The 23,960-nt window shown below is 49.5% G+C and carries 14 protein-coding genes; 5 read left to right on the plus strand and 9 right to left on the minus strand.

Annotated features, from left to right (window positions below):
• Window position 1 precedes the first annotated feature (1 nt).
• Together uxaC and ACYQ2L_RS05235 are read right to left on the minus strand one after the other, a co-directional pair.
• Complete coding sequence (gene uxaC / locus ACYQ2L_RS05230) at window positions 2–1,414, minus strand: glucuronate isomerase (RefSeq protein ID WP_460052014.1); 1,413 nt, start codon at window positions 1,412–1,414, stop codon at window positions 2–4.
• The gene (locus tag ACYQ2L_RS05235) at window positions 1,414–4,407 is read right to left on the minus strand and encodes a tagaturonate reductase (protein ID WP_460052018.1); all 2,994 of its coding nucleotides are present in this window, start codon (window positions 4,405–4,407) and stop codon (window positions 1,414–1,416) included. The genes uxaC and ACYQ2L_RS05235 overlap by 1 nt, the downstream gene beginning before the upstream one ends.
• Before the next feature lie 181 nt (window positions 4,408–4,588).
• Here ACYQ2L_RS05235 and ACYQ2L_RS05240 point away from each other — a divergent pair, with 181 nt between their 5' ends.
• Together ACYQ2L_RS05240 and ACYQ2L_RS05245 are read left to right on the plus strand one after the other, a co-directional pair.
• A complete protein-coding gene (locus ACYQ2L_RS05240; protein ID WP_460052020.1) occupies window positions 4,589–7,891 on the plus strand; it encodes a helix-turn-helix domain-containing protein in 3,303 nt (1,100 codons plus the stop codon).
• Window positions 7,888–10,224, plus strand: coding sequence for a helix-turn-helix domain-containing protein (locus tag ACYQ2L_RS05245; protein WP_460052022.1), 2,337 nt, complete (start codon window positions 7,888–7,890; stop codon window positions 10,222–10,224). The genes ACYQ2L_RS05240 and ACYQ2L_RS05245 overlap by 4 nt, the downstream gene beginning before the upstream one ends.
• A 3-nt stretch (window positions 10,225–10,227) precedes the next feature.
• Here ACYQ2L_RS05245 and ACYQ2L_RS05250 read toward each other — a convergent pair whose 3' ends face one another.
• Window positions 10,228–11,673 carry an extracellular solute-binding protein gene (locus ACYQ2L_RS05250; RefSeq protein WP_460052025.1) on the minus strand — a complete coding sequence of 482 codons (1,446 nt, stop codon included), beginning with the start codon at window positions 11,671–11,673 and terminating at the stop codon, window positions 10,228–10,230.
• Between the two features lie 14 nt (window positions 11,674–11,687).
• Window positions 11,688–13,049 (minus strand): MATE family efflux transporter, encoded by a 1,362-nt coding sequence (locus ACYQ2L_RS05255; protein ID WP_460052027.1) that lies wholly within the window; start codon window positions 13,047–13,049, stop codon window positions 11,688–11,690.
• 275 nt (window positions 13,050–13,324) lie between these two features.
• On the opposite strand from ACYQ2L_RS05255, the gene ACYQ2L_RS05260 reads away from it, so the two are divergent.
• From ACYQ2L_RS05260 to ACYQ2L_RS05270, 3 genes are all read left to right on the plus strand, one after another.
• Window positions 13,325–14,290, plus strand: a complete 966-nt coding sequence (locus ACYQ2L_RS05260) for an ABC transporter permease (protein WP_460052030.1) — start codon at window positions 13,325–13,327, stop codon at window positions 14,288–14,290.
• A gap of 1 nt (window position 14,291) precedes the next feature.
• On the plus strand, window positions 14,292–15,176 hold the full coding sequence (locus ACYQ2L_RS05265; protein WP_460052034.1) for a carbohydrate ABC transporter permease: 885 nt from the start codon (window positions 14,292–14,294) through the stop codon (window positions 15,174–15,176).
• A 61-nt stretch (window positions 15,177–15,237) separates the two neighbouring features.
• Window positions 15,238–16,683 (plus strand): extracellular solute-binding protein, encoded by a 1,446-nt coding sequence (locus ACYQ2L_RS05270; RefSeq protein WP_460052038.1) that lies wholly within the window; start codon window positions 15,238–15,240, stop codon window positions 16,681–16,683.
• A 99-nt stretch (window positions 16,684–16,782) separates the two neighbouring features.
• Here ACYQ2L_RS05270 and ACYQ2L_RS05275 read toward each other — a convergent pair whose 3' ends face one another.
• The 5 genes from ACYQ2L_RS05275 to ACYQ2L_RS05295 are packed head-to-tail and all read right to left on the minus strand — an operon-like array spanning window position 16,783 to window position 23,778.
• Window positions 16,783–17,082: a PG0541 family transporter-associated protein gene (locus tag ACYQ2L_RS05275; protein WP_460052042.1), complete on the minus strand. Its 300-nt coding sequence runs from the start codon at window positions 17,080–17,082 to the stop codon at window positions 16,783–16,785.
• Window positions 17,075–20,248: an efflux RND transporter permease subunit gene (locus ACYQ2L_RS05280; RefSeq protein WP_460052046.1), complete on the minus strand. Its 3,174-nt coding sequence runs from the start codon at window positions 20,246–20,248 to the stop codon at window positions 17,075–17,077. The genes ACYQ2L_RS05275 and ACYQ2L_RS05280 overlap by 8 nt, the downstream gene beginning before the upstream one ends.
• Before the next feature lies 1 nt (window position 20,249).
• Complete coding sequence (locus tag ACYQ2L_RS05285) at window positions 20,250–21,152, minus strand: efflux RND transporter periplasmic adaptor subunit (RefSeq protein ID WP_460052049.1); 903 nt, start codon at window positions 21,150–21,152, stop codon at window positions 20,250–20,252.
• A complete protein-coding gene (locus ACYQ2L_RS05290) occupies window positions 21,152–22,528 on the minus strand; it encodes a TolC family protein (protein WP_460052051.1) in 1,377 nt (458 codons plus the stop codon). The genes ACYQ2L_RS05285 and ACYQ2L_RS05290 overlap by 1 nt, the downstream gene beginning before the upstream one ends.
• 8 nt (window positions 22,529–22,536) lie before the next feature.
• A complete protein-coding gene (locus ACYQ2L_RS05295; protein WP_460052055.1) occupies window positions 22,537–23,778 on the minus strand; it encodes a TetR/AcrR family transcriptional regulator in 1,242 nt (413 codons plus the stop codon).
• Between the last annotated feature and the right edge of the window lie 182 nt (window positions 23,779–23,960).

A 23,960-nucleotide genomic window follows, 5' to 3' on the forward strand; every position in this document is an offset into this window, starting at 1 on the left:
TTCAGGAAAAAAAAGCAAGTGCATTTTGAAAACATATTCCATTTACAGTATCACTCAGCAATTTCCTGTCATTTGGAATCTCGCCTTCCTCGGCCCAGGTTCCCAGTAGATTACAGAGGATCCTCCGGAAATACTCGTGACGAGTATAGGACAAAAAGCTTCTGCTGTCGGTCAGCATACCGATAAAACGCGGCAGCAAGCCAAGATTTCCAAGGATTTTCATCTGATCTTCCATGCCGTCACGATGATCATTAAACCACCAGGCAGAACCAAACTGGATTTTCCCGGGTATACCATCACCCTGAAAACAGCCCATGAGTGTACCTATTGTGTAATAGTCACCAGGGTTAAGACTATACAGAATGGTTTTCGGGAGACGGCCATCGGAATCAAGCAGATCAAGGAATCCAGCAAGGCCGGCCGCCAGGGAATAATCATGAACTGAATCAAACCCGGTATCCGGACCGTGGGAGCGCATGAATCTGCTGTTGTTATTTCTTCTGGCAGCTATGTGCAGCTGCATCGCCCAGCCCTGTTTCCTGTACTCCCCGGCAAGTTCAGCAAGTACTGCAGTTTTATAGGCATCAGCCTCCAGAGAACTGAGCATTCCGCCTTCCATCCTCTTGTTGAATATCGCAGACAGCTCAGCTTGAGGAACCTCTTTGCAGGGAACATATTCCAGTGCATGGTCGGAAGCCCGGCAGCCCAGCTCTGCGAAAAACTGTACCCGCATTCGTAAGGCTGTAATTACATCTTCAAATCTTTCAATCTTCACACCGGAAGAATCGGACAGACGAGCCAGTGCTGCCGGAAATCCTTCCGAATCAATATTGATGTAAGGATCCGGTCTGTATGATGGAATCACGTTTGTGCTGAATCCGCTTTCGCGTATCTGCTGATGCCAGGCCAGATCATCAGAAGGATCATCGGTCGTTCCAATGGTGTGTACATTACTGGAACCTATAAGGTCCTGGACCCTCATTTTACCACTCTGCAGCATACCATTGCATTCGGTCCAAATCTCGGGCGCACTTTCAACATTCAGGGGTACGTGGATATCGAAATAGCGCTGCAGCTCAAGATGTGTCCAGTGATACAAGGGATTACCAAGGAGCTTCGGCATGGTCTCAGCCCAGGCCATGAATTTATCGTATGGATCTGCAGAGCCGGTAATCCGGCTCTCATCTATTCCATTCGACCGCATGGCCCGCCATTTGTAGTGATCACCCCCAAGCCATATCTCGGTAATTGTTTCATACTGCTTGTTCTGCGCAATTTCCATCGGATTCAGATGGCAGTGATAATCAAAAATCGGCTGGCCTGCGGCTTCTTCATGATAAAGCCTTCGGGCTGTCTCTGTCCGCAGCAGGAAATCCTTGTTCATGAAGTTGCCGTATGCTTTTTTCAGATCCATTACAATGTCACCCCATCTTTAAAGATTGCGATCTCACGATACTCATTCAGTTCGTTATTTGTTTCCTCTCCTGATGCAACCGAAAGGACATAGTCAAAAAAATCAGGCACCAGATCCTGGCCTTCGAGCAGAGGACCAGCATCAAAATCAATCCAGGATTTCTTTCTGAATGCCAACTCTGAATTGCTGGACACCTTAACTGTTGGAACCGGACCACCTAAGGGTGTTCCCCGACCGGTGGTAAAGAGCACCATATGAGCCCCGGCAGCCGCCATGGCAGTCACACTGACAATATCATTACCCGGTCCTTCAAGCAGATTCAGACCCGGATTCTGAATACGGTCACCGTATTTCATGACACCGGTAACCGGACTTCTGCCACCTTTCTGTACACAGCCCAGACTTTTTTCTTCCAGGGTGGTAATACCGCCATCCTTGTTTCCGGGACTTGGATTCTCATACACAACCTGATTATAACGCAGATAGTATTCCTTGAATCCATTGATCAGCCCGACAACATCGTTAAAGGTTCCTTCATCCCTGGCCCTGTCCATAAGAATGGTTTCGGCACCGAACATCTCCGGTACTTCAGTAAGTATAGTAGTTCCTCCAACTGTTATCAAACGATCGGAAAACTGACCGAGCAGCGGATTCGCACTGAGTCCGGAATATCCATCCGAACCACCGCACTTCAAGCCAACCACAAGTTCACTGGCGGGTATCGCTTCACGCCTGAAACTGTCAGCATAATCAAGGAGTTCAGTAAGAAGACTGGTACCGCTTTCAAGCTCATCCGGGGTATCCTGGGCAGCCAGGAACTTCACCCTCTGATCATCATACTCACCTATTACTTCCTTGAACTTGCGGATGTAGTTGTTCTCACAGCCAAGGCCAAGCACAAGCACTCCGGCCGCATTCGGATGATGCACAAGGTCTGCCAGAATTTTCTGGGTCATGACCTGATCATCACCGAGCTGCGAACATCCATAGGGATGGGCGAAGGTATAAATTCCATCAATACTTGTGTTGCTGCGCTTCGCCAGCAGTTTCTCAACCCGTTTTGCCATTACCTCTGCCGGCCGGTTTACACAACCTACAGTTGGAATAATCCAGATTTCGTTACGGATACCAACCTTTCCCCCAGGCCTGCGGAAACCCATGAATGTGGCTGTAGCGGCTTTATCACCTGCATCGGTTCGAGCAGCACTTGAATCTGGCAGCGGGTTATAGCTGTACTCAAGTGTCCCCTCAAGCCGGGTCTTCACGTTGTGGGTATGAACATGCGTACCAATGCTGATCAGGTTGGTTGCCTTTCCCATGGGATACCCGTATTTAATAATTGACTCCCCGACCTTAATCGGCTGCAGAGCAAATTTATGGCCCCTGGGTATATCCTGGACAATGTCGACCTTCTGCCCGTCAAGCTGTACAGTTGTTCCGGAAAATATCGAGTCTATTGCTATTCCGACATTATCACGCGGATCTATTTTTTTTACTCGAACGGCCTCACCATTCTGAACAAAGTCCTGCATGACGGTTTTCATGTCAGTCGACAGAATTCTATGCAGATAAGCCGAAACCTGTTCAGTCAAACCGGCAATCTCATTCAGGGACTGACCCCATAGATTTTCTGCCCCAAGAACCTTTTCGCATAATTGTCGGCTGCTGTCAGCGTCCTGCGTCCAATCCGAGAACCATGCATGAAAGCTCTCAAGGATATCCTGGTTATCATTTATTTTGTATTTACTGCCGGCTCTGATTCCGAAAGCCCCATCTGCTCCAAGCTCTTCAACCCTGTAGAATGCTATGAGACCAGCCAGAGCCAGCACCATACTTTTTGGCAAGGTTCTGCGACGGCGTATGGAATCAATCATTGAAGGAAGTACCCTGGCCCTGAATTTTGATACCGAATTCAGACTGATACTGAGCAGGGGATGCACAATATAGGGGTTGGCAAATCGCTCGAGGACACTATCGGCAAAAGAATGCAGACCTTCAGGATCCGAATCCATGGTGGGAATAATCTCACTGAAGATACTTGTATGCAGAAACTGATTCAGGACTGGATCACTGACAACATCGCGAACGGTATCGGCACCATAAAGATGTCCGGAAAGTGCAATCATGGTATGCGCACCGTTAAGAATGCGCACCTTACGCGTACGGTACTGCTCGAGATTATCAGTCCATATTACATTCAGTCCGGCATCCGTAAATCTGAGCTCCTGACTCCATTTGCTGCTTCCTTCAATTGCCCAGAGATGGAACAGTTCACCGCTTACCAGGAGATTATCCTCATACCCGAGCTTTTCCCATATCTGCGTGTCCTCGTCCCTTGGATAACCGGTCACAATACGGTCTACCAGTGTTACAAGAAACTCGCACGATTCATTCAGCCAGACCTTGAATTCCCGCTCCAGCTGCCATTCATCTGCATAACGCAGAACGATCTCGCGTAATTTATCTCCGTTACGATCAATAAGCTCACAGGGAATAATTGCTACACCTTTATCATGAGCTCCCTGGAATTTCTGATATCTCTTGTACAGCAGTGCCGTCAATTTTCCGGGAAATGATTTCTGCGGACCGTCTCCAGGCTTGTCTTCAGGATCATAGGCTATACCGGCCTCGGTTGTGTTGCTTACTATATAACGGATATCCTCTGCACAGCCGGCTTCCATATATTCTTCATACTCACTGTAAGGATTGATGCAGCGGCTGATAGAGCTTATCAAACGTGATTCTTCTCTGGCTTCGCCGTTCTGCAATCCACGCAGATATGTGGTATACAAACCCTTACGTTCATTAATCATCTGCCCGAGGCCTTGTGCAATCGGTTGAACCAGCACAATACTGCCGTTGAACAGTTCTTTTTCATTTAAAATATCGACCATCCAGTCAACGAATCCTCTCAGGAAATTACCTTCACCGAACTGAAGTATTCTTTCCGGGCGCTGCTGTTTATCTGAAACAATATCTGTAATTTTTTTCATTCAGGACCTCCGGTTTACTCTATACTAAAACTGCTTTTGGCCTGCGTCTATGAACCAGACCGGCAATTATTTGTACAATAACGTTGTCAGATTTACAGACATCTAATCATTTCTGTTTATCAAGGTCGGGATAGATAAAAATTACTACTCAAGTACCATATTCTGAAGTACAATAAAAACCATGAATATCGGATTTCTCACAGCAAATATTCACAGTGGATCCGGGCCGATTCTCTGGCAATCCATGTCAGAGCACATCGAAAAAGAAGACCAGCGTCTCTTTATTTTTGTCGGCGGCCGACTTCAACACCCCGATCCTGTCGAAATGCACATGAATCACATCCTGTCTCTCGCTGCCAGTGATGCAATCGACGGCAATGTGGCGTGGGCAAGTGCGCTCAGCGGGACCGTCAGCCGGGAAGGGGTGCAGGCCTATCTGGGACAGTTCACTGACAAGCCCCTGGTAAGTATCGAGATGCCGATGCCGAATGCCCCGTCAGTAAGTATCGATGTGTATTCAGGGATGAAGCGCCTCCTTGATCACATGGTCCGCTTCCATGGCGCTCAGAGAATCGCTTTTCTGAGAGGGCCATCAAAGCACCGGTCCTCTGAAGACCGCTTTCATGCATTTCGCGATTATGTTCTTGAGCAGGATCTCGGCTGGGATGAGCGTCTTGTAAGCTCACCAGTCGAATGGAATATGGGTGCTGAAGCTGTCCGGGAAATCACTGAAAAGAATGGCATGATTCCACATCGAGATTTTGACGTACTCATCGGAACCAGTGACCTTCTCGTATACAATGCAGTTCTCGAGCTGGCCGAGATGGGTTGGAAGTGCCCGGATGACTACAGAGCAGCCGGATTCAATGACAGTCCGGAAAGTGAACTGCTGACACCAGCAGTAACCACCGTACGCATGCCCTTCCGGGAAGTCAGCAAGGAAGCTGTACAACTTCTGGGGAAAAAAGACGGAGAAGACACAAGTTTCTCCACACAACTTATAATACGACGGTCCTGCGGCTGCTTTGCGCACTCCTACGATGATATTCTGCACCCCCAGCATGGACCCGACCCCGGACTTGACTGGTCCAGAACAGAGCTGGAGCAGGAGATGCTGAAAGAAATCCAGAGAACCCTCCAAATCGGGGATTTCAGCAGACAGAAGTGGGTTGATCAGATCCTGTCTGCCCTCATGTCCCTGGTAGACCGCATTGATTCCGGATCCACTTTCCTTCAGCGCTTTGATCAAATTCTCAATCTCTCCATGAAAGAACATATTGAAGCCCAGGAATGGCAGGAAGCGATAGCCGCCGTCCACTGCTCTTGTCGGAGAATTCTACCCGTTGATCTGTCACGTTGGCTTGTTCCGGTGTTTGAAAGAGCCCAGATTTTTATAACAGATGCGGCAGAAAAGGCTGCAAAATCAGCAGCCTGGCAGGAGAATATGATCACTGAACAGCTCCAGCTGCTTGATCACCGCCTGCTCACAGCCTCCGACTTTACTGATCTGAGCAGAATTCTTTTCTCGGTACTTCCCGGACTTGGTGTAGATCGCATCTACACGGTTTTATATGAAGATAAACACTGGCGGGTAGCTTCAGGATATGACGAAAAAGGTCTCATACACGATTCTGATAACCGCCTGGATCCAGTATATGTAATTCCTGCCGAGTCACTGCTTTCTGAGGAGCTTCTTCAGAATTTCCCATTAGGAAGAAGCTACTTCATACTCCCCTTATGCGATGAATCCAGGCAATACGGCCATGCAGTTGTTGCCCTTGGAATTCGGGATGGAAGAGTATATGAGCAGATCAGACTGGGACTGACAGGTGCACTGAGAAATCTGCAGGCACTCAGCACTGTCAGGATAGCGATGGAGGCAGCGCGGAAGGCAGAAGAGGTTAAAACCCGATTTCTACAGAACGCCAGCTCCGGCCTCATGGAACCCCTCCAAAGAATCAGATCCGGAATCTCCCAATGGAAGAGCTACAATGAAAACAATAGCCCTGTCAGTGCGGAATTCGACCGCATTATAGCACTGCTCAACGACATGCAGGATCTTGCCCACAGCCAGTCCGATACCCTGCATCTTGATTTCAGCGCTGTACATCCCGCCGCCTTTATTGACTCGGTTCTCCACAATAGCGGATGGACGGAAACCTCCTTGAGCCCCCAACGATTGCCCTTGATCGACGTGGATCGTGCCCGGCTCAATCAGATCGTAAGCGGAATAATTCAGATGTACCCACAGGATTCATCAAGCTGCAATATACGCACTCTCGGGAAATACTCCAGACAGGGAGTGCATCTTCTTTTCAGCATACGCTGCTTGCATTTCCCCGACTTTGATCACATAGATAACGATCCAATCTGGGGACTCTACAGAAAGATCATGATTCTTCATAGCGGCGAACTGAAAATGAACCTTGAACCTGAAGAACATCACTACGAACTTGTTTTGCCATACTCCAGCATCAGCGGGTCCCGGGTATCTATACGTGACTGGGCAAGCCTCACGCAGTTGAGCGATGGCGACTTCAGAGACACAGATATTCCAGTTACAAGAGAGGAAGGAGAAACCGCTCTGGCAGGTCTCGCTCAATCAGGCGGACTGCTCTGTGATATAGACCTGCTTTCACCATCTGAATGGAAAACAATTCAGCGTCTCAGGAGAATTCCAGCCGCTCACCACATACCACTTTTGCTGTTCACAGACCCTGCAGCGGTTCCTGACCAACAGGAGCAGATGCAGACCGGCAACCTTCTGTTCCACTATGCAGCAGAATCAGTCCCTGGTCCGGTGGTGTGGTTTCCGGACCGGGAGGCTTCCTATAATCACCTCGATGATCTCGTAGAATCGGCTGACCTGCTCCGCCTCGTTCGGCCGGAAGATCTTGCGCTTGTTGATTCAGACCAGATTCCATCCCTGTTCGTGGTCGAAAATCGTGATATGAGTATAGTAACCGCAATCCGGGACAATACCAGATGGACTCAGATTCCTATTCTGCTGGTAGATTCGGAATTCCAGCATATCGACCCGGCAGCCAGGGATCTTGATTTCTTTCAGCTAATGCTTCTACACCGGGGAGTATTTCGGAATGATGAACTCTCTGAACGAATTGAATCCTTCCGTCAGGGTCGAAAAAAAATATCTCCACAGACAAGCTCCCTGGTCAAGAAGGCTGTGCTATACTTTGACAGACATTTTCAGGAAAATGTATCCCGCTGGAAACTGGCTTCTTCTGTACATGTAAGTGAGGACTATCTGACAAGAATCTTCCACAAGGATATGGGCATTTCTCCCTGGGAATACCTCTCCCGGCTGAGAATAGCCAGGAGCTGTGAGCTGTTGAGGCACAGCACACAATCGATTCAGGAAATTGCCCAGTTAGTCGGTTTTTCTGACCAAGCCTACTTCTGCCGGGTGTTCCGGAAGGTTACCGGGAACACACCATCGAAATACCGGAGTTTGAAGAAGATATGAGATTATCAGTTTTGAAACCCTTCCGATCATTTTTTGCGCGCTTTCTCTTTACATATGTAGTGCTGCTTTCAATTCCGCTTCTTCTGGCTGTTTTTATCAGCAATGAACTGCTTGGCGAAGTCCAGGATACAGTTGAAGAATCTCAGCTTGCATTACTCAGACAAACCAGAAGCGTAGTAGAACAATCAATTGACGACCTGGAATGGCGCGTTTTCCAGATGGCAGGGCACCCCAGGATCGGCCGCCTCAGCACTGAATATCGCTCTACCGGTACCATTAACCTCTCACTGGTCAGAGAAATAATTTCCTACCTCCACACCTACACCCTGTACAGCAGCAACCTCCGGAGTACCTTCTACATCTACCTGAAACATCCTGAAATTATTCTCACGCCGTATGCCATGTACCGCCATGACGACTTTACAGATCGCAGAACCTATCTGCAGATCGAGGGTACCAGCCTCGAAGACTGGCATAATCAGATTTTTTCCTCGTATTTCCGCCGGAAATTTCTGCCTTCACGCAGGGTTACCATCGAGGACTTCACCAATCAGAGCATGATTCCCTATATCCAGAGTATGCCGGTCGGAACCAGCATGCCAATGAGCTTGATTAACGGTGCGCTAATCTTTTTCATAGGTGAAGAAGAATTCAACTCACTGCTTCGAAACATCGTTCTTCCTGAAGGCGGGTGGGCATATATCTCCGACGAGTCCGATGAAATCATTACAGGCATTTCCAATAAACCTTCTTCCAGTATCAAACCTGTGGAGATTGAATCCGCTGCCAGCGATGGTTTGATCAGAACTACTGTCGATGGCGAGGATATGTTCGTCGCCTATACCCGCTCGGAAAGCGGCTGGACATATGTAGCCGTCCTGCCGGTTGAGCCTATTCTGGCCCCGGTTATGCGCCTGCAGCAGATCACCTTCATGACACTCAGCCTGTCAATACTATTCACGATGCTGGTAGCATCACTTATTTCATATAAAAGAGCTCAGCCGCTACAGAACCTGATTGAATCCCTGAGAGACGTAAGCGGTCTGGATATAAGTGAGGGATCATCTATCCATGCCCTCAACAGCGGTGTACGAAACCTGATAAGTGAAAGCCGGCACCTGCAGGATCAACTGCATCGCCAGGAGGCATTTCACGAAAACCTCCTGGTGAGCAGGCTGCTTCAGGGGAGTTTTCGAAACAACAATGAAATGCAGTCCTTTCTGTCATATCTCGAGATAGAACTCCATGCCAACTGCTTTGCAGCCGTGATTCTGAACATGAGCGGCTTCGCAACCCTTGAAACCGTTGAGATGATCAACCAGATGAATCAGTCAAAGGTTGTACTCAAGGATCTTCTGCAAAGAGAAGTTGGCGACCGGGTACTGGTATATGATTCCAACGAAGAATCCTTGTCTCTTATTGCCATGAGCAGATACAGCGGTAGCTGCGACTTCGCGGCACGACTGTTCACACAATTACAGATCGTGATGCAGAAATTCGAGGATGTATACCACGGCAGACTGGAAATCGGAATCGGTACTCCCAGGACGGACATTCTCAGCATTTCTGATTCTTATGAAGAAGCCCGCCTTGCACTATCCGCCAGCGGTCAAACTCCTGAAACACCTATCGTTGCATATTCGGAAGACCTTAGAAATGAGCAATCCTACTACTTCCCGATTGAACTGGAAATAAAAATCAGTAATGCAGCCCGTGCTGGAGATGTCGAAGCACTGGAAGCAGTTTTTGACAACTTTATTTCCGAGAATTTCAGACAGAGAAAGGTATCTGCCGTGCAGATAAAATATCTCTACCACGAACTCTTCGGCACCCTGCAGAAACTCATAGCTACAATTAAAACTGATTTACCTGAAGGCCTGAGTGTGGACGAGCTCAGAGAACCGGAAGACATTAATTCCCGGGATTCAGTTCAACTGCTGGTCGAAAAATTCTACATTATTGCCAGTCACATGAACAGCGCAAAGCGCAGTCATAATCAGAAACTCATCAGTGAGATCGTGCGCTATATACGTGCAAATTTTGCAGCACATGATCTGGGACTATATGTCGTGGCATCAAAATTCTCGATTACCGAGTCCTACCTTTCCTTCTTCTTCAAGGAACAACTAGGTGAGAATTTTTCCACCTTTGTGGAAAAGGTAAGAATAGAAAAAGCAGTCGACCTGCTCAAGCACACAGAGTCGGGTATTATGGAGATAGCCGAAGAAGTCGGATACAACAGTGACAAGACTTTCCGAAGAGTCTTCAAGAAGGTAAAGGGACTCAGTCCGAGTGATTACCGGCGGGAACTGGCAATGCGTACAATTCTCTGATCCTTACTCCACTGAGTTCAGCTCCATGAGAATCTCATCAAGATAGAATTTCCGCACTTCCTGGGTGTAAAAAATCATGGCTTCATCAAGACTCATATCGCCGGAAAGATATTGCGAGATAACCTGAGGCTTCAGCTGCTGCTCAATCTCAAGAAAGTACTGTTTAAAAAACTCCCCACCCCAGGGCTGTTTCTCATAATATGCATTTTCATTGATCGTGCTTATGGCAAGCTCTACCAGACTATCAGGAGAACTCGATCCCTCCCAGCTGTTTATTGAGGAACCTGGCGGAACATAGGCGCGTGTAAAATCAGCCTCATATGGATCCTGCGGATTGCTCTGGAAATGAATCACACCGTCCTGCTCAACCCAGTGATAGCCTTCAACCCCGTAGGTAAACAATCGCTGCATCTCTCCCTGATCAAACTGCCTGTCTATAAAATGGCGGAATACGATTTCGGGCCGTTCAGAGGCGCTGGTAATTGAGAGAACCGGCGGAATGCGCTTGATATAAAAGGTGCCATCGACTGCAGATATCGGCAGAACCTCGACATTATCATCTACTGCAGCACTTGTTCGGTTCTGAAGATTACGAGCCCAGTGATTTGCCCAGTATGTAAAAATACCGACCTGACCGTTTATAAACTTGGTCCGGGCAGTGAAGGTTGTATTGGTTGCGATATCCGGATCTATATAGCCTTTCTGATACCATTCCCTGAGTCGCTCCAGTCCCTGCCTCGTTTCCGGGCTCGTAAAACCGTCAACCCACAAATCCCTCTCATAATCGTAGTAGATCTGCACATGCCCTCGCCCCATAATCAGACGATTATACCAATCCTGGGAAGCCGCCATTACATCGGTGTATGCAAAGGTATCATCAGCCCCGGTCTGGTTAGGATCGTTGTAGGTAAAGGCATACATTACCTGCTCCAGTTCTTCCATTGTCTGTGGAACCGAAAGGCCGAGGTTATCCAGCCAGTCCTTGCGGATGTAGGTGACACAGCCGCCCCCATCACGTGCCGGAATACCGTAGATCCGGCCATCCGGATGCCGCACTGCTTCGAGATATTCCGGTAGGATGCTCTGAGTAAACTCGGCTTGTGCAAGCAGATTATCCAGAGGAAGCAGCATTTCAGAATCAACAAGTTGCGGAAGATGCTCGGGCAGAATTTCAATTATATCCGGCACATTTCCTGAGAGCAGCTGTATGAACATACGATCCGAGTAACTCTGATGAGGGGGTTGAATTATCCTGAGTGAAACACCAGTGCGCCTCTGGAATTCCTCAATAAAAATATCCTGACCTTCCCAGTTCTGGAGAATATTGTTTAACATCGCTGTAATCTGGACTTTTTGACCGGCAGCAGGATCTGTCGTCATGGCCTCCTCAGTTTCAGCTGCCGTACACGACATTAGAATACCAATCAGAATGACTGCAGAATACTTCATATTGACCCCACCTTTTAAACCTTCAGGTAAATCCACTTGCCTCTCAGATACCTGGCAGTAACAAATACCGCTCGTATACCCTGATCCGCCAGGGCAGCAATCCACGCGCCTTCCAATCCAAGATTCATCCGAATTACCAGTATATACGATAAACCCACACGGGCAACAATCATTCCAGCAAAAGCACTGTACATTGTCCACCTGGTATCCCCGGCCCCGCGAAGTGCACCGGAGAGAATTGAGAGAAAACTTTGTGGTATGGTAATAACTGCCGCAATCTTCAAAACACTCCCGGTGAGTCTGATAACCTCACGGTCATCCGTGAATATCCGGGCAACAAGTTCTCCCCAGCCAAAGAACAGAATCCCTGAACAGATACTGATTAGCAGTCCTATTTCCATGAGGCTGCGATTATACTTCCTGGCTAGTGAAGGATTTTCCTCTCCCAGCGAGCGGCCTGTAAAACTTGAGGATGCTGCCGAAAGCCCCTTCATTGCGTTGGATCCGAATTGGGTTGCACTGAGAATAATCTGATGTGCCGCAAACTGCAGGGTTCCAAGATCTGCGATTATCCGGGAATAAAACACAAACCCGGCCCTCATTGCCATACTCTCGGCAGCAGCTGAACTGCCGACTGCCATAATCCTTTTCATAATAGAGAAATCCGGGCGCGGCAGCCTGGCCAGTTTCAATCGGATCGGCAGAGGGCTGCGGTACAGGGCATACATGGCAAGAAAGGTATTCACAATCTTCGCAAGGGTGGTAGCAAGACCGGCCCCGGTAATTCCCATAGCCGGAATAAACAGCAAACCATGAATCAGCAGGAAACCGAACAAAGCATTCACGATGTTGGTAATAATATTGTACCACATAGGTGAAGTAGCATCACCTGCGCCTCTGAGAATGGAGGTGACTGCTGTTGGTATTGCCTGGAAGATCATCCCGGCTGCCATAAATCTCATATATATGACAGCAGATTCAAGGGTGTCACTCTGCGCACCCATACCAATTACGATCTGTTCGGCAAAGATAAATGATACAATACCGATAACAGCACCGGAGGCCACGGCAATATACAGTGACTGATACACCGCCATCTGTGCTTCAACAAAATTCCTGGCACCGACTGATCTTGCCACCAGAGCACTGACACCAATACTTATACTCTGAAACAAGGCCAGGCTGATCGCAACCGGCTGACTCGATAATCCCACCGCACTGAGTGCTCCCGGACCGAGGTGACCGACCAGAGACAAGTTCACCATAGCAATCAAAGACATCAGAAGGAATTCCGCCATAATAGGTAAGGAAAAGCGGATAGATGCCAGCCGTATTCCGCTATGAGGGATCGTTTCTTTATTTGAAGCTGTTTGCATTCTGATAGTTCTGTCCTTGTTCCGACATAGCATCGTACAGCCATTACAGTATCCCATAAAAGAATTATTCCGCGCCAAAATTGCACTTTTCCGAACACGCAATATTTTAGAATAAAAATCGTCTGAAAAAATCGAAAAAAATGAGCGTCATAGTGAAAAATAGACCCCGATTTTCGAAAAGATCGGGTGTTTGTCAAAATATTGTTCCTTTACGGATTTCAGAATCCGGCTGGATAATCAATTCATAAACTGAATAGAAGGGAGGTGTACTCCGCATGGCCGGAAACATCGAATTAGCCGGGGCTGCACCCGGACAAGTCCAATTAGAAGGTGGATTGGATCAGAAAGCAAGCCGATGGAATAGTCTGAAAAGAGAGATAATGAACCACAAGCTGTTCTACCTCTTTCTATTACCTGGTGCGCTGCAGCTGATCACATTTCATTTCGTTCCAATGTATGAGCTTCGAATGGCATTTTACCAGTATGGCCTTGGCGGAATAGGTGAGTTCGTCGGTCTTGAGCATTTCCGCGTCGCCTTCTCCGGAATTGGTTTTCCGCGGGCGTTCCGGAACACTCTGATACTAAGCTCGGTAAATATTGTCGTTCAGATGACACTGACGATTAGTGTTTCGCTGCTCCTCAACGAGATCCTGAACCCGCTGTTCAAGAAGTTCGTGCAGACAATTATATATCTGCCGCACTTTCTGTCCTGGGTCGTTGTTGCATCACTTTTCATTCTTATGCTGTCACGTGGCGGTATAGTAAATGCAGTAGTCCAGCATTTCGGAGGTGATCCGATCTACTTCATGGCATCTCAACAGTGGTGGAGACCGATTTATCTGTCTGCACTGGCATGGCGTGAAGTTGGATGGGGAACGGTTATTTTCCTGGCGGCTCTGGCAGGTATCGATCCACAGCTCTACGAGTCAGCCAAAATGGATGGTGCGAATCGTCTGCAGCAGATGCGGCACATTACCATCCCGCACCTGTTCCCGGTTATGTCCATTGTATTGATCATGAACCTGGCCAAGATTTTCAATCTTTTCGAGTCTGTCATGGTTATGTACAACCCGATGGTCTACGAGGTCGCTGATGTGTTGCAGACCTACGTATACCGAATCGGAATTCAGCAGCATCGCTTTGCCTATGCAACCGCGGTTGGTCTGTTCAGATCAGTAATTGCCTTCGTCCTGGTTGTTTCTGCCAACCGATTAACCAGACGAATGAGGGAGATACATTAATATGGCAGCACATGCAAAAACACTGGCCAAGCCGCGCCGCGGCTTTAAAACGCCCGATACCTTCACCATAATTAACACCCTTTTTATGCTGGTCCTGGTATCCATAGTTATGATTCCGATTCTGAAGGTTATCGCTGACTCCTTCGACGGAATGGCATCTGAAACGGTTTTCAGTCTGTTCCCACGGCGACTTACACTCGACGGATACCGGCATGTGGTAACCCGGCCGACAATTACGACTCCATTCATTGTCAGCCTGTACATGACGGTTGCCGGTCTGATGACCGCGATGTTCGTTTCATCTCTCTATGCCTATGCTCTGGCACAGCCGAAGCTTCCGGGCAAGAAATTTTTCCTGGGCATGGCACTGGTTACCATGGTTTTCCAACCTGGTATGGTTCCATTGTTTATTGTTGTCCGGAACCTTGGAATTATGAACACGCAGATACCGGTAATCCTGGTCAAAGCCATGGATGCCTACTATCTGTTCCTGCTCATGAACTTCTTCAAGTCGATTCCAACGAGCATCACCGAAGCAGCCACCATTGACGGTTGTTCACCGCTGAGAATCTTCCTGCAGATCATTCTGCCGCTCTCCAAGCCGGGGCTGGCTGCTATAGGACTCTTCTACATGGTCTTCTTCTGGAACCAGTGGTTCGAGTACGTGCTGTACATACAGCGCACCACACACCTGCATAACTTTCAGGTCTTTATGAGAAGTATTCTCATTGAATCTGAAACCCAGGGTTACGACGGCTTCGCGGTTGCATCGCAGACGCTGAAGAATTCAATTGTTGTTATTTCGATCATTCCGGTTCTTATTGTGTACCCCTTTGTGCAAAAGCACTTTGTGAAGGGCATCAATCTGGGAGCCGTGAAGGGCTGATATAGGATCATATCCCCCGTATGGGGGAATGGAATAAAAAATACCTTAGGAGGTACTGCGTATGTTACGTAGAATTGTTGGGGGAACCTTACTGTTAGGAATGCTGCTCGCACCAGCCATGGCTTTTGCCGGGGGACAGCAGGATAGCGCCAGGCCGCAGAAAATCACTGCTTACCTGAATCGTGTACTGATTTCCGAGGACGGACGGGATGCCGTTTTGCAGAAACACCAGGAACTCACCGGAGTTCAGCTCGAAGTTATCATGCCTCCGCATGGTCAGTACTCACAGGTACTTTCCACTGCAGTTATGGCTGGTGACATTCCAGACGTAATGGAACTTCAGACCGCTGATTATCCTGCTTTTGCAGCTGAAAATCTTCTTCTTCCTCTGGATGACCTGATTGCCGGCAACCCGCACACTGCAAAAATCAATCCTGCTATGTACGAAGGCTACCGCCTGAGTGACGGCAAGGTGTATGGTATTCCAACCTGGCGCGGGGGTGGATGCGTAACCTACATTCGCAAGGACTGGCTGGACAATGTAGGACTTGATGTACCTACAACCTACAATGAGTTTGTTGATGTACTGCGTGCATTTACATTTGACGACCCAAACCGAAGCGGCTCAAACGACACCGTTGGTCTGGCAATGCCTTACCAGTCCGGCTGGGAGTTTGACTACTACAACCGTTTCATTATGCAGGATGCATACCTCGACTTCGTAAACATCGACGGCGTATGGTATGACGGTTTTACCCGTCCTGAAATGCGTGCTGCTCTCGAACGCTGGATCGCTCTGTACAACGAAGGCGTCCTCGACCAGGAATTCTTCACAGACAACACCGGCCGTGCACGTACCAAAATCATGGAAGGTCAGGCAGGCGTTCTCGAGCACTGGGTAGGTACCTGGGGAAGCCGTCTGCATGCAGGCGCTGAAAACATTGATCCAAATGCTGACCTGATTGCAATTCCTGCAATTGCAGAAGCTCACTACATCGACCGAATCGGACAGGTGCTGTCAATCAGCCGCACCACTCCGAATCCACAGCTCGTATTCGACAACGTAATCGGAACCATGTGGGATCAGGGCGAAGGCCAGATTCTCTGGACATACGGTGTTGAGGGAATCCACTGGGAAAAAGCTCCAGCCGGATCTGATTATGAAATCAAGATGCTGCCGCAGCCTTCCAACCCGGACCGCGATATGCAGAAATCATTCATCGACCCACCACTGGCACTGAACATCGATCAGTTCCCGGTTAAGGTAGCACAGAATCCACGCGATGCTGCATCTCTGGCAATCCATGCCGCAGATTCAGTTCCGCTTAACATTCTTACCTTCGGTCGTGTAGGTCTGCAGAACATTGGTGAACTTCGTGATGCAAAGCGTGAAGCATTCGCACAGATTGTTTCCGGTAATGTAAGCATTGACGCAGGTATCGCCGCGTATCAGCGACAGGCTGAACGCCTTAATATCAGCACTATTCTTGCCGAGCTGAATTCATAATTCAGCCTGACAGGAGAAGTATAGTTGTTTGCTCCTTTAGATTGTTGGAGGTCCCGAAGTTTTCGGGGCCTCCTTTTTTAATTCCACGCTCCGGAAGAATCAGATTTCTTCAAAATCCTGCCTGGCAGCAAACATCTTTATTCCCTCATTAGTGAAGAGTTGTTTTACTTCCAGAACAGAGCGTCGGATCTTTTTATACTCATCCTCATCACAATACATGAGGATAATGCAGTTCTCCTCGGGCCAGATATGGTCACCCATACGCTCCCCACTGCTTCCCTTTCCGAATGCCGGGGAAATAATGCTGTACCTGTGACCGGTATCGTTGGCATGGAAGCGCTCAAAAAGATCTTCCTGAACTGCCTGATTGGCAATGATTTCTACTCTGTATTTATTCATCCAATGACTCTCCCGCTTGTTCTCCAGCCTGCTCTTCTGGTTCATTGATCTCGATATGCTGTTCAAACCGTCGCTCAAGCCGTGCCGCACGCCGAACCTCTGCCCGCGCACTGACCTTGTTGAACGCAGCATATACAATAGGTACAAAAAACAGTGTCAGCACTGCACTGGCACTCAAACCACCGACCACTGTAATACCTATGGGCTGAATCAGCTCGGAACCCTCTCCCTGCATGAAGGAAACCGGAACCAGACCCAGAATGGTTGTCAGGTTCGTCATGAGAATCGGCCGCAGACGATTTCCCCCGGCTTCCACACATGCATCGGTAATACTCATTCCGCGTCGCCTGAGGAGGTTCGTGTAGTCAACCAGAACGATTCCATTGTTAACAACAATCCCGATCAGCATAACAACACCTACTGCCGAGAACAGGCTCAGATTAACCCCCATCCCGTAATGTATGCTGATTACCCCGATCAGAGTCAGCGGTATGGTGAAGAATATAATGAAAGGATCCGCAAAGGATTCAAACTGCGCTGCCATAACACCGAAGACCAGCAGTATGGAAACGATTATAATCAGCAGAAATGTCCTTCCGTACCTCAGCAGTTCCGTATACTCACCCTGGAAATCAATAATCAGTCCATCGTCCAGAAGAATCTGCTCGTTAATAAGAGCCCGTATCCGCGGCTCTACATCGTTCACACTCTCCCCGGGTGCCAGGCCTGCCTGGACTCGAAGCTCACGCGCCTGGTTGGCACGGTTAATACTGACCGGGCCGGTTGTCCGTTCATAATCAGCAACACTGGATAATGGAATCCGCTGTCCTGCAGCGCCCTGAATGAATATCCGGTCGAGATCAGGAATCTGGGTACGATCAACCTCATCCAGAATCAACAGAATATCATACTCGTTCCCGTCCTGACGGAAGCGCGAAGCAGTGATCCCGTCCAGGTTCGCGCGCACCTCCTGGGCAATAGCCGAAATGCTCAAACCCAGTGCATAGGCCCGCTCGCGGTCAATTTTTATGTCCACCTGCGGCAGACCAGTGCTGATGTTTGCTTCCGGGTCAACAACCTCAGGAACCTGATCCTGCAAAATTGCCACAATCTGATTGGCAACCTCTGTAGCACGCGCAGTATCATCAGTCCGCACACGGATGTCGATAGGGCTGCCGCCCCCCAGGCCACCGCCGCCGCCCATTCCACCACCTCCGAAACTCAACTCAGCTCCGGGGAAAAGACTGAAATACGGCCGCATTTTTGTCCGGACATCCTCATCTGTCTCGATACGCTGCGAAAATTCCGGCAGGGTAATAGTAATGTTCCCGGAATTGCCGCTGCCAATGTTCATGATAATAGCCTCGTAGGCCTGGATCTCCTGCATAATAATATCGTTGAGATCGAAGATTATTTCCTCTGTAAGCTCCTGGCGTGTACCTACCGGAAGCCTGACATTAATCCGGACACTGTCCTGCGGCTGATCAGGAAAAAGCTCAAAGCCGATTGAAGGAATCAGGCTCAGACTGGCAGCAAAGACCCCGATTATCAGTAGAGAAACAATAATCTTGAAGCGAAGTACAAAACGCAAGGCTGATTTATAGGCATTGTCCAGCCCGGTGAACATCCTCTCCATTGCACTGTCAATAACGCGGAAAGGCCCCTTCAGCGGTTTCTGAGCCCGGGATATCAAGGGCAGATAACGGCTGGAAAGAACCGGCACCAGAAAAAGGGCAACCGCCAGTGAAGAAGCCAGAGATATTACAACCGTAAATGCCAGACCGGCAAACAACTCTCCGGCAATATCAAGCTGATCCCGGAACAGGGCCAGCGGCAGGAAAACCGAAATCGTGGTGAGTGTTGCTGCGATAATCGCATTAATCATCTCCTGGGTGCCGAGAATAGCAGATGGTTTCAGCTTGGTACCTTTTTCTCGATAGCGGAAGATATTTTCGAGAATAACAATCGAGTTATCCACAAGCAGCCCGACACCAAGCGCGAGACCGGCAAGAGTCATGAGATTCAGGGTCAGTCCGGTAAAATACATAACCGTTATAGTGATAATGATCGAAGCCGGTATCGAGATCGCCACAATCAATGTAGATTTGATACTGCGCAGAAAAATAAAGAGAATAATTACTGCCAGAACCGCACCCATGATCGCCTGATTCGACACCGTTGAAAGCGAGTCTCGTATAAGCTGAGTGGTATCCTGAATTACCTCAAGCTGCACCCCGGGCGGAAGCTGACGGTTTATGAAATCCAGACGGTCCAGCAGATTGTCAGCAGCCTGCACAGAATTCGCATCACTCTGTTTCTGGATGCTGAGTGTAATACCAGGCTCACCGTTTATATACACCCTGCCGGCCTGCCTCTGGTAGCCCTCATAGACCCGGCCCACATCTCCAAGCCGGATACTTGCACCGCCCCGCTGACCGATCACCGCCTGCTCGATTTCCTGAATACTCTGGAATTCTCCCGCAGTCCTGATCGTATAATTGATATCTCCCTCTGCCAGCTGTCCGGCACTCAAGGCCAGGTTCTGACTGCGAAGTGTATTGGCAATCTGGCTGAAGCTCAGACCGTAGGCATCCAGCTGACTCCTGCTGATATCCACCCGGATCACCCGGTCACGGCCGCCCTGGACACTTGCCTGCGCAATGCCCGGAACCTGCTCGATCCGCGGCTGGACGCTGCTGAGCGCAATCTCACGTAGGTCCTCGGGACTACGGTTACCACTGAGCCTGAGCTCCATGAGGGGAATCATGCTCGGATCAAACTTGAAAATCGAGGGAGTCGAGGCATCATCCGGCAACACACCGCGAACCATCTCCAGACGGTCGCGAACCTCGTTGGTCGCCTCGTCCATATTCGTCCCCCAGGTGAACTCCATGACAACCTGACTGTTACCCTGCCTGGTAGTCGAGCTGATCTGCTGAATGTTCGAAACATTGCTCAGGATCGATTCCATCGGCCTGGTCACCGCCCGCTCCACTTCCTCCGGGCCTGCACCGGGATAGGAAGTATTCACTACCAGCACCGCAGGATTGATCTCCGGCAGAAGGTCAACCGAAAGATCCGTGGCCGTATACAGCCCGAAGCCGATCAGCAAGGCAAAAATGACAAAAAAGGTTGTCGGCCGGTTTACTATCGTTTTTACCAGCATCCTACTGTCCTTCTACAATTCTGACTGCACTGCCGTCATCGACAATATTCTGGCCGCGCACTACAACCCTGTCTCCAGCGGCTGCACCTGAACGAAGCTCCGCCATTCCATCTATCTCGATACCGATTTCTACCGGCCGTCTGCGGGCGATATCATCCTCATCCAGGACGAAGACAAAAACCGTATTATCACGCCTCAGAACTGCATTCTGCGGAACCACCAGCGCATTTTCACGCTCTTCGGTGATTATCCGTACCTGGGCAAACATACCTGGCCTGATTCTGTTGTCATGACGATCAAAGCGGAGAATCGTTTCCAGACTACGGGTCATGGGGTCAACAACCGGACTCAGCTGCGTAATCCTGGCCGGAAAGCTGACATCCGGAATCCCGTCGAATCGGACACTGGCCCGTGTCCCTGTCCTCAGCTGACTGATTCTGCGCTCGGGAACCGAACTCACAATTTCCAGACGCTCTGTGGTGGCAATGCTCGCCACCGGGGTCTGCGGAGCAATCTGTGAACCGATCCGCGGATTGACCGCCACTACCGTCCCCGAAATCGGTGCCCGTATCGGGCTGGGAGCAAACCTTTGCCCCGGACGAGACGGATCAACCTCACCTATAACATCTCCCTGCTGCACACGGTCACCGCGGCGGATATCCAGGCGGATAAGCGTCCCGGCAGTATCTGCAAAGGCATCCACACTGCTTTCCGGGCGAATCTCGCCGTTTACCAGTATATAATTCTGCAAAATGGTCGGCTGCAGTTCCTGCACCCTGACCGCAATCCTGACAAGCTCTTCCTCTTGCCCGTCCCCTTCAACAGCAGCGTCCTCACTATTTCCCAGGCCACATGAAGCAGCCATCAGCAGCACAGCAACAGCAGTATAAAGCAGTTTTTTCATTATTCATTCTCCTTGAACATGTCGATCAATTGTTCCAGTTCAGTATTAAGTAGAAATTCCAGATCAAGCAGCAGATCTGCATAGCGATGTTCTTCCTGCAGCAGCTGCAGACGGGCATCGGCCACGTCTATCTCAGCATCCCGGACCACACTGTAGTCCCGCAATCCGGCAGCAAAAGCCTCTTCAGCCAGCACAAAAGCCCGTTCCGCAAGATCAATATTACTCTGCAGACTCGCAATAGTATCCCGGCTGGCCTGTGTGCCTGCAATCAACTGCTGCAGCTGCAGCCGGACAGCATTGCGCACCTGCTGTTTCTGTATATCCAGCCTGCTCAGTTGATCCCGCTGGTTCGCAAGATCCCTCCTGGTACTGGACCCCGGAAGAATCGGATCAATGGGCTGACGCAGCGTCAGTGAAAAACTCCCCCGGTCATTCCAGTTATCGCCCTCCAGGACATCCCCGGAAAAAGGATCCCCGCTGAGCGCAGGGCTAAGTGAAAAAGCCAGGGTAAGTGTAGGCAGCATCTGCGACCTCGTAAGATCCATCTGGGTCTGCAGACCCGCAGCCGCCTGCCGCAGCCCTTGCAGATCCGCACTTCGGTCAATCAGTTCCGCCAGGCGCTCATCGGCCTGAATTACCACCGAGTTGATCTCGCCAAGCGGATATACCAGCCTGCCGTCATTCATCCCGAGTGTAAAAGCCAGATTTCTGGCAGCCGTATCCATTGCCTGTCGCTGACGCAGCAGCCCCGGTCGCTGGTTTTCAATCGCCACCTGGGTACGCCTGAGTGTCAGCTCATCCACCAGACCAGCCCGGTAATTTCCCTCGATCTCCGTCAAACGCTCTTCAGCCGCTGCAATACGCCGCTCTGTAAGTTCAAGCTGCTGCCGGAGCAGAAGCGCCTGGTTAAATGCCTTGTTCACATCCAGCTCAAGCCGCCTTCTGACCTCATCAAGATCCGTAACAGCATTCTGCCAGGAATCGGTAACAGCCCGTATTCCAAAATACATCTGCGGCGCCAGAGTGAGTTGAGCACTCAGATTCGAACTCAGATTCCAGCGCGGTGGATCGTCGGTCCCCGGCGGCGCCAGGGCCGGAAGCTCCGGCGCCTTGTTCGGCCGTGCAAGCGTCCCCTGGGCAGATATCGATGGAATAAGCACATTAAATCTATGCGCGTAGTTTCTTTCAGCTATACCGGTATCCAGTTCCTGACTCCGGATCCCGAGATTGTTCGCCAGAGCAATCTCCATGGCTTCATCCCGGTCAAGAAAGAGCTCCTCTGCTCCTGCAAAACCAGACGGCAGCAGTGCAAACAGCAGCCACACTAATCCGGATAAAACTATTTTTTTCCCTGCTGACAATTCATGTAAGTTCATTGTTACTCTCATTTTCTGTTCCCTGTTGTTTCTATGTTATCTATTCTTTCTTTCTGAGCCCTGCCTGATACGCTGAACCAGTCAGTACCAAGCAGCGGCAACAGCAGCTTTTTCCTGCGGATAGATTCATCCCTGCTGTTCTCCATCTGACTGCCATTCAGGCTGTACATGTTCAGAAACATCAGAACATACTCAAGCTTCAAACCATCAGCCAGCAAGCCGATTTCGGCCGAACCTGAGAGCCATGGAAATGAATCCACTATTCTTCCCGTTAACTCAGGTCCTTGTCCCGGAACTGTGTAATTCCTGAGCCAGGTACCGACGGTCAGAAGCTCAGGATTTATTCGGTAATAATCATCGAGGGCCAGAACAAAGCCATACAAATGCCCAAGCAGCGAAGTTCTGTAGTCCCCGGCCAGCTCCTGATACACAGCAATAAAAAAACCACGCTCCTGTTCTATCGTCTGCTGAAGCATTTCACTGCGTCCCGAGAAATGAAAGTACAGACTGCTCGCGCTCATACCAATACGTTCCGCAATCTTCTGCAGCGTTGCATTAGCCAACCCTACTTCATGTACAACTTCTTCGATCGCCGTAAAAAACCTGTGGGGTGTACGCCGTGCCGACTGAACATCAAGACGAAAATGGCGTTCTATACGATCAGCATCAAAATCCATCGCTGAGGGATCGGAAAAAACGCCATATCGGCAGCGTGAATACACCCAATCCCTGGACATTGCCTGCACCTCGGCTCCGCACCCGACAAACTGCCCCGCTGAATACCACAGGAGTACAGCGAACACACAGAACGCAGCCTCCTCCCTGCCTATCGATTCAGCCAAAGCAGATTCCACTGACTTGCCGGCAGCCTCCAGATCAGCCAGCTGACCGGCCGAGAAAAAAGGCGACCTGAATATAACGCAGGCAATCTCCTGAGGTGAATCACGGAAAACCGCATCCGCAGTCTCGCAGAGCAGCGCAATCGAATCAGGAGCACCGCCACTCCTCAACTGAGCGGCGGCAGACTCTGCAAACTCAATCACCCGCAATATTGACCGCTGCTGGGCCTTTTCCACCAGCACCTGCTTTGAGGGAAAATAGCGGTACAAGGCAGGTTTACTGCATCCGAATTCCTCAGCCACTGAATCCATAGTCAATTCAGTAAAGCTGCTTCTGCTCCAGACCCTCAGGGCAGCAGAAATAATCCCCTCTATCTTCACGGCGCGCTTACGCCGAATACAATCTGACACTCTATTTCACTCCGATTATTTGTTATATAACACCAACAAGCAGGAAAATGTTACCGAATGTTTGGTAACATTTTTACAAAATACATAAATAATTCCCGATCAGCAAGTGCTTCAAGAATAAAAAGCTTTGACAATCAGTAATAAATGCCTGAGGATTGAGGAACAACATCATCAGAACACAC

Source organism: Spirochaeta dissipatitropha, assembly GCF_054657935.1.

Coding starts and splice junctions, on each gene's coding strand:
- ACYQ2L_RS05265 (WP_460052034.1), top strand. CDS start 14,292: ATGGCAGCACATGCAAAAACACTGGCCAAGCCGCGCCGCGGCTTTAAA.
- ACYQ2L_RS05260 (WP_460052030.1), top strand. CDS start 13,325: ATGGCCGGAAACATCGAATTAGCCGGGGCTGCACCCGGACAAGTCCAA.
- ACYQ2L_RS05280 (WP_460052046.1), bottom strand. CDS start 20,248: ATGCTGGTAAAAACGATAGTAAACCGGCCGACAACCTTTTTTGTCATT.
- ACYQ2L_RS05255 (WP_460052027.1), bottom strand. CDS start 13,049: ATGCAAACAGCTTCAAATAAAGAAACGATCCCTCATAGCGGAATACGG.
- ACYQ2L_RS05270 (WP_460052038.1), top strand. CDS start 15,238: ATGTTACGTAGAATTGTTGGGGGAACCTTACTGTTAGGAATGCTGCTC.
- uxaC (WP_460052014.1), bottom strand. CDS start 1,414: ATGGATCTGAAAAAAGCATACGGCAACTTCATGAACAAGGATTTCCTG.
- ACYQ2L_RS05275 (WP_460052042.1), bottom strand. CDS start 17,082: ATGAATAAATACAGAGTAGAAATCATTGCCAATCAGGCAGTTCAGGAA.
- ACYQ2L_RS05245 (WP_460052022.1), top strand. CDS start 7,888: ATGAGATTATCAGTTTTGAAACCCTTCCGATCATTTTTTGCGCGCTTT.
- ACYQ2L_RS05250 (WP_460052025.1), bottom strand. CDS start 11,673: ATGAAGTATTCTGCAGTCATTCTGATTGGTATTCTAATGTCGTGTACG.
- ACYQ2L_RS05240 (WP_460052020.1), top strand. CDS start 4,589: ATGAATATCGGATTTCTCACAGCAAATATTCACAGTGGATCCGGGCCG.
- ACYQ2L_RS05290 (WP_460052051.1), bottom strand. CDS start 22,528: ATGAACTTACATGAATTGTCAGCAGGGAAAAAAATAGTTTTATCCGGA.
- ACYQ2L_RS05285 (WP_460052049.1), bottom strand. CDS start 21,152: ATGAAAAAACTGCTTTATACTGCTGTTGCTGTGCTGCTGATGGCTGCT.
- ACYQ2L_RS05235 (WP_460052018.1), bottom strand. CDS start 4,407: ATGAAAAAAATTACAGATATTGTTTCAGATAAACAGCAGCGCCCGGAA.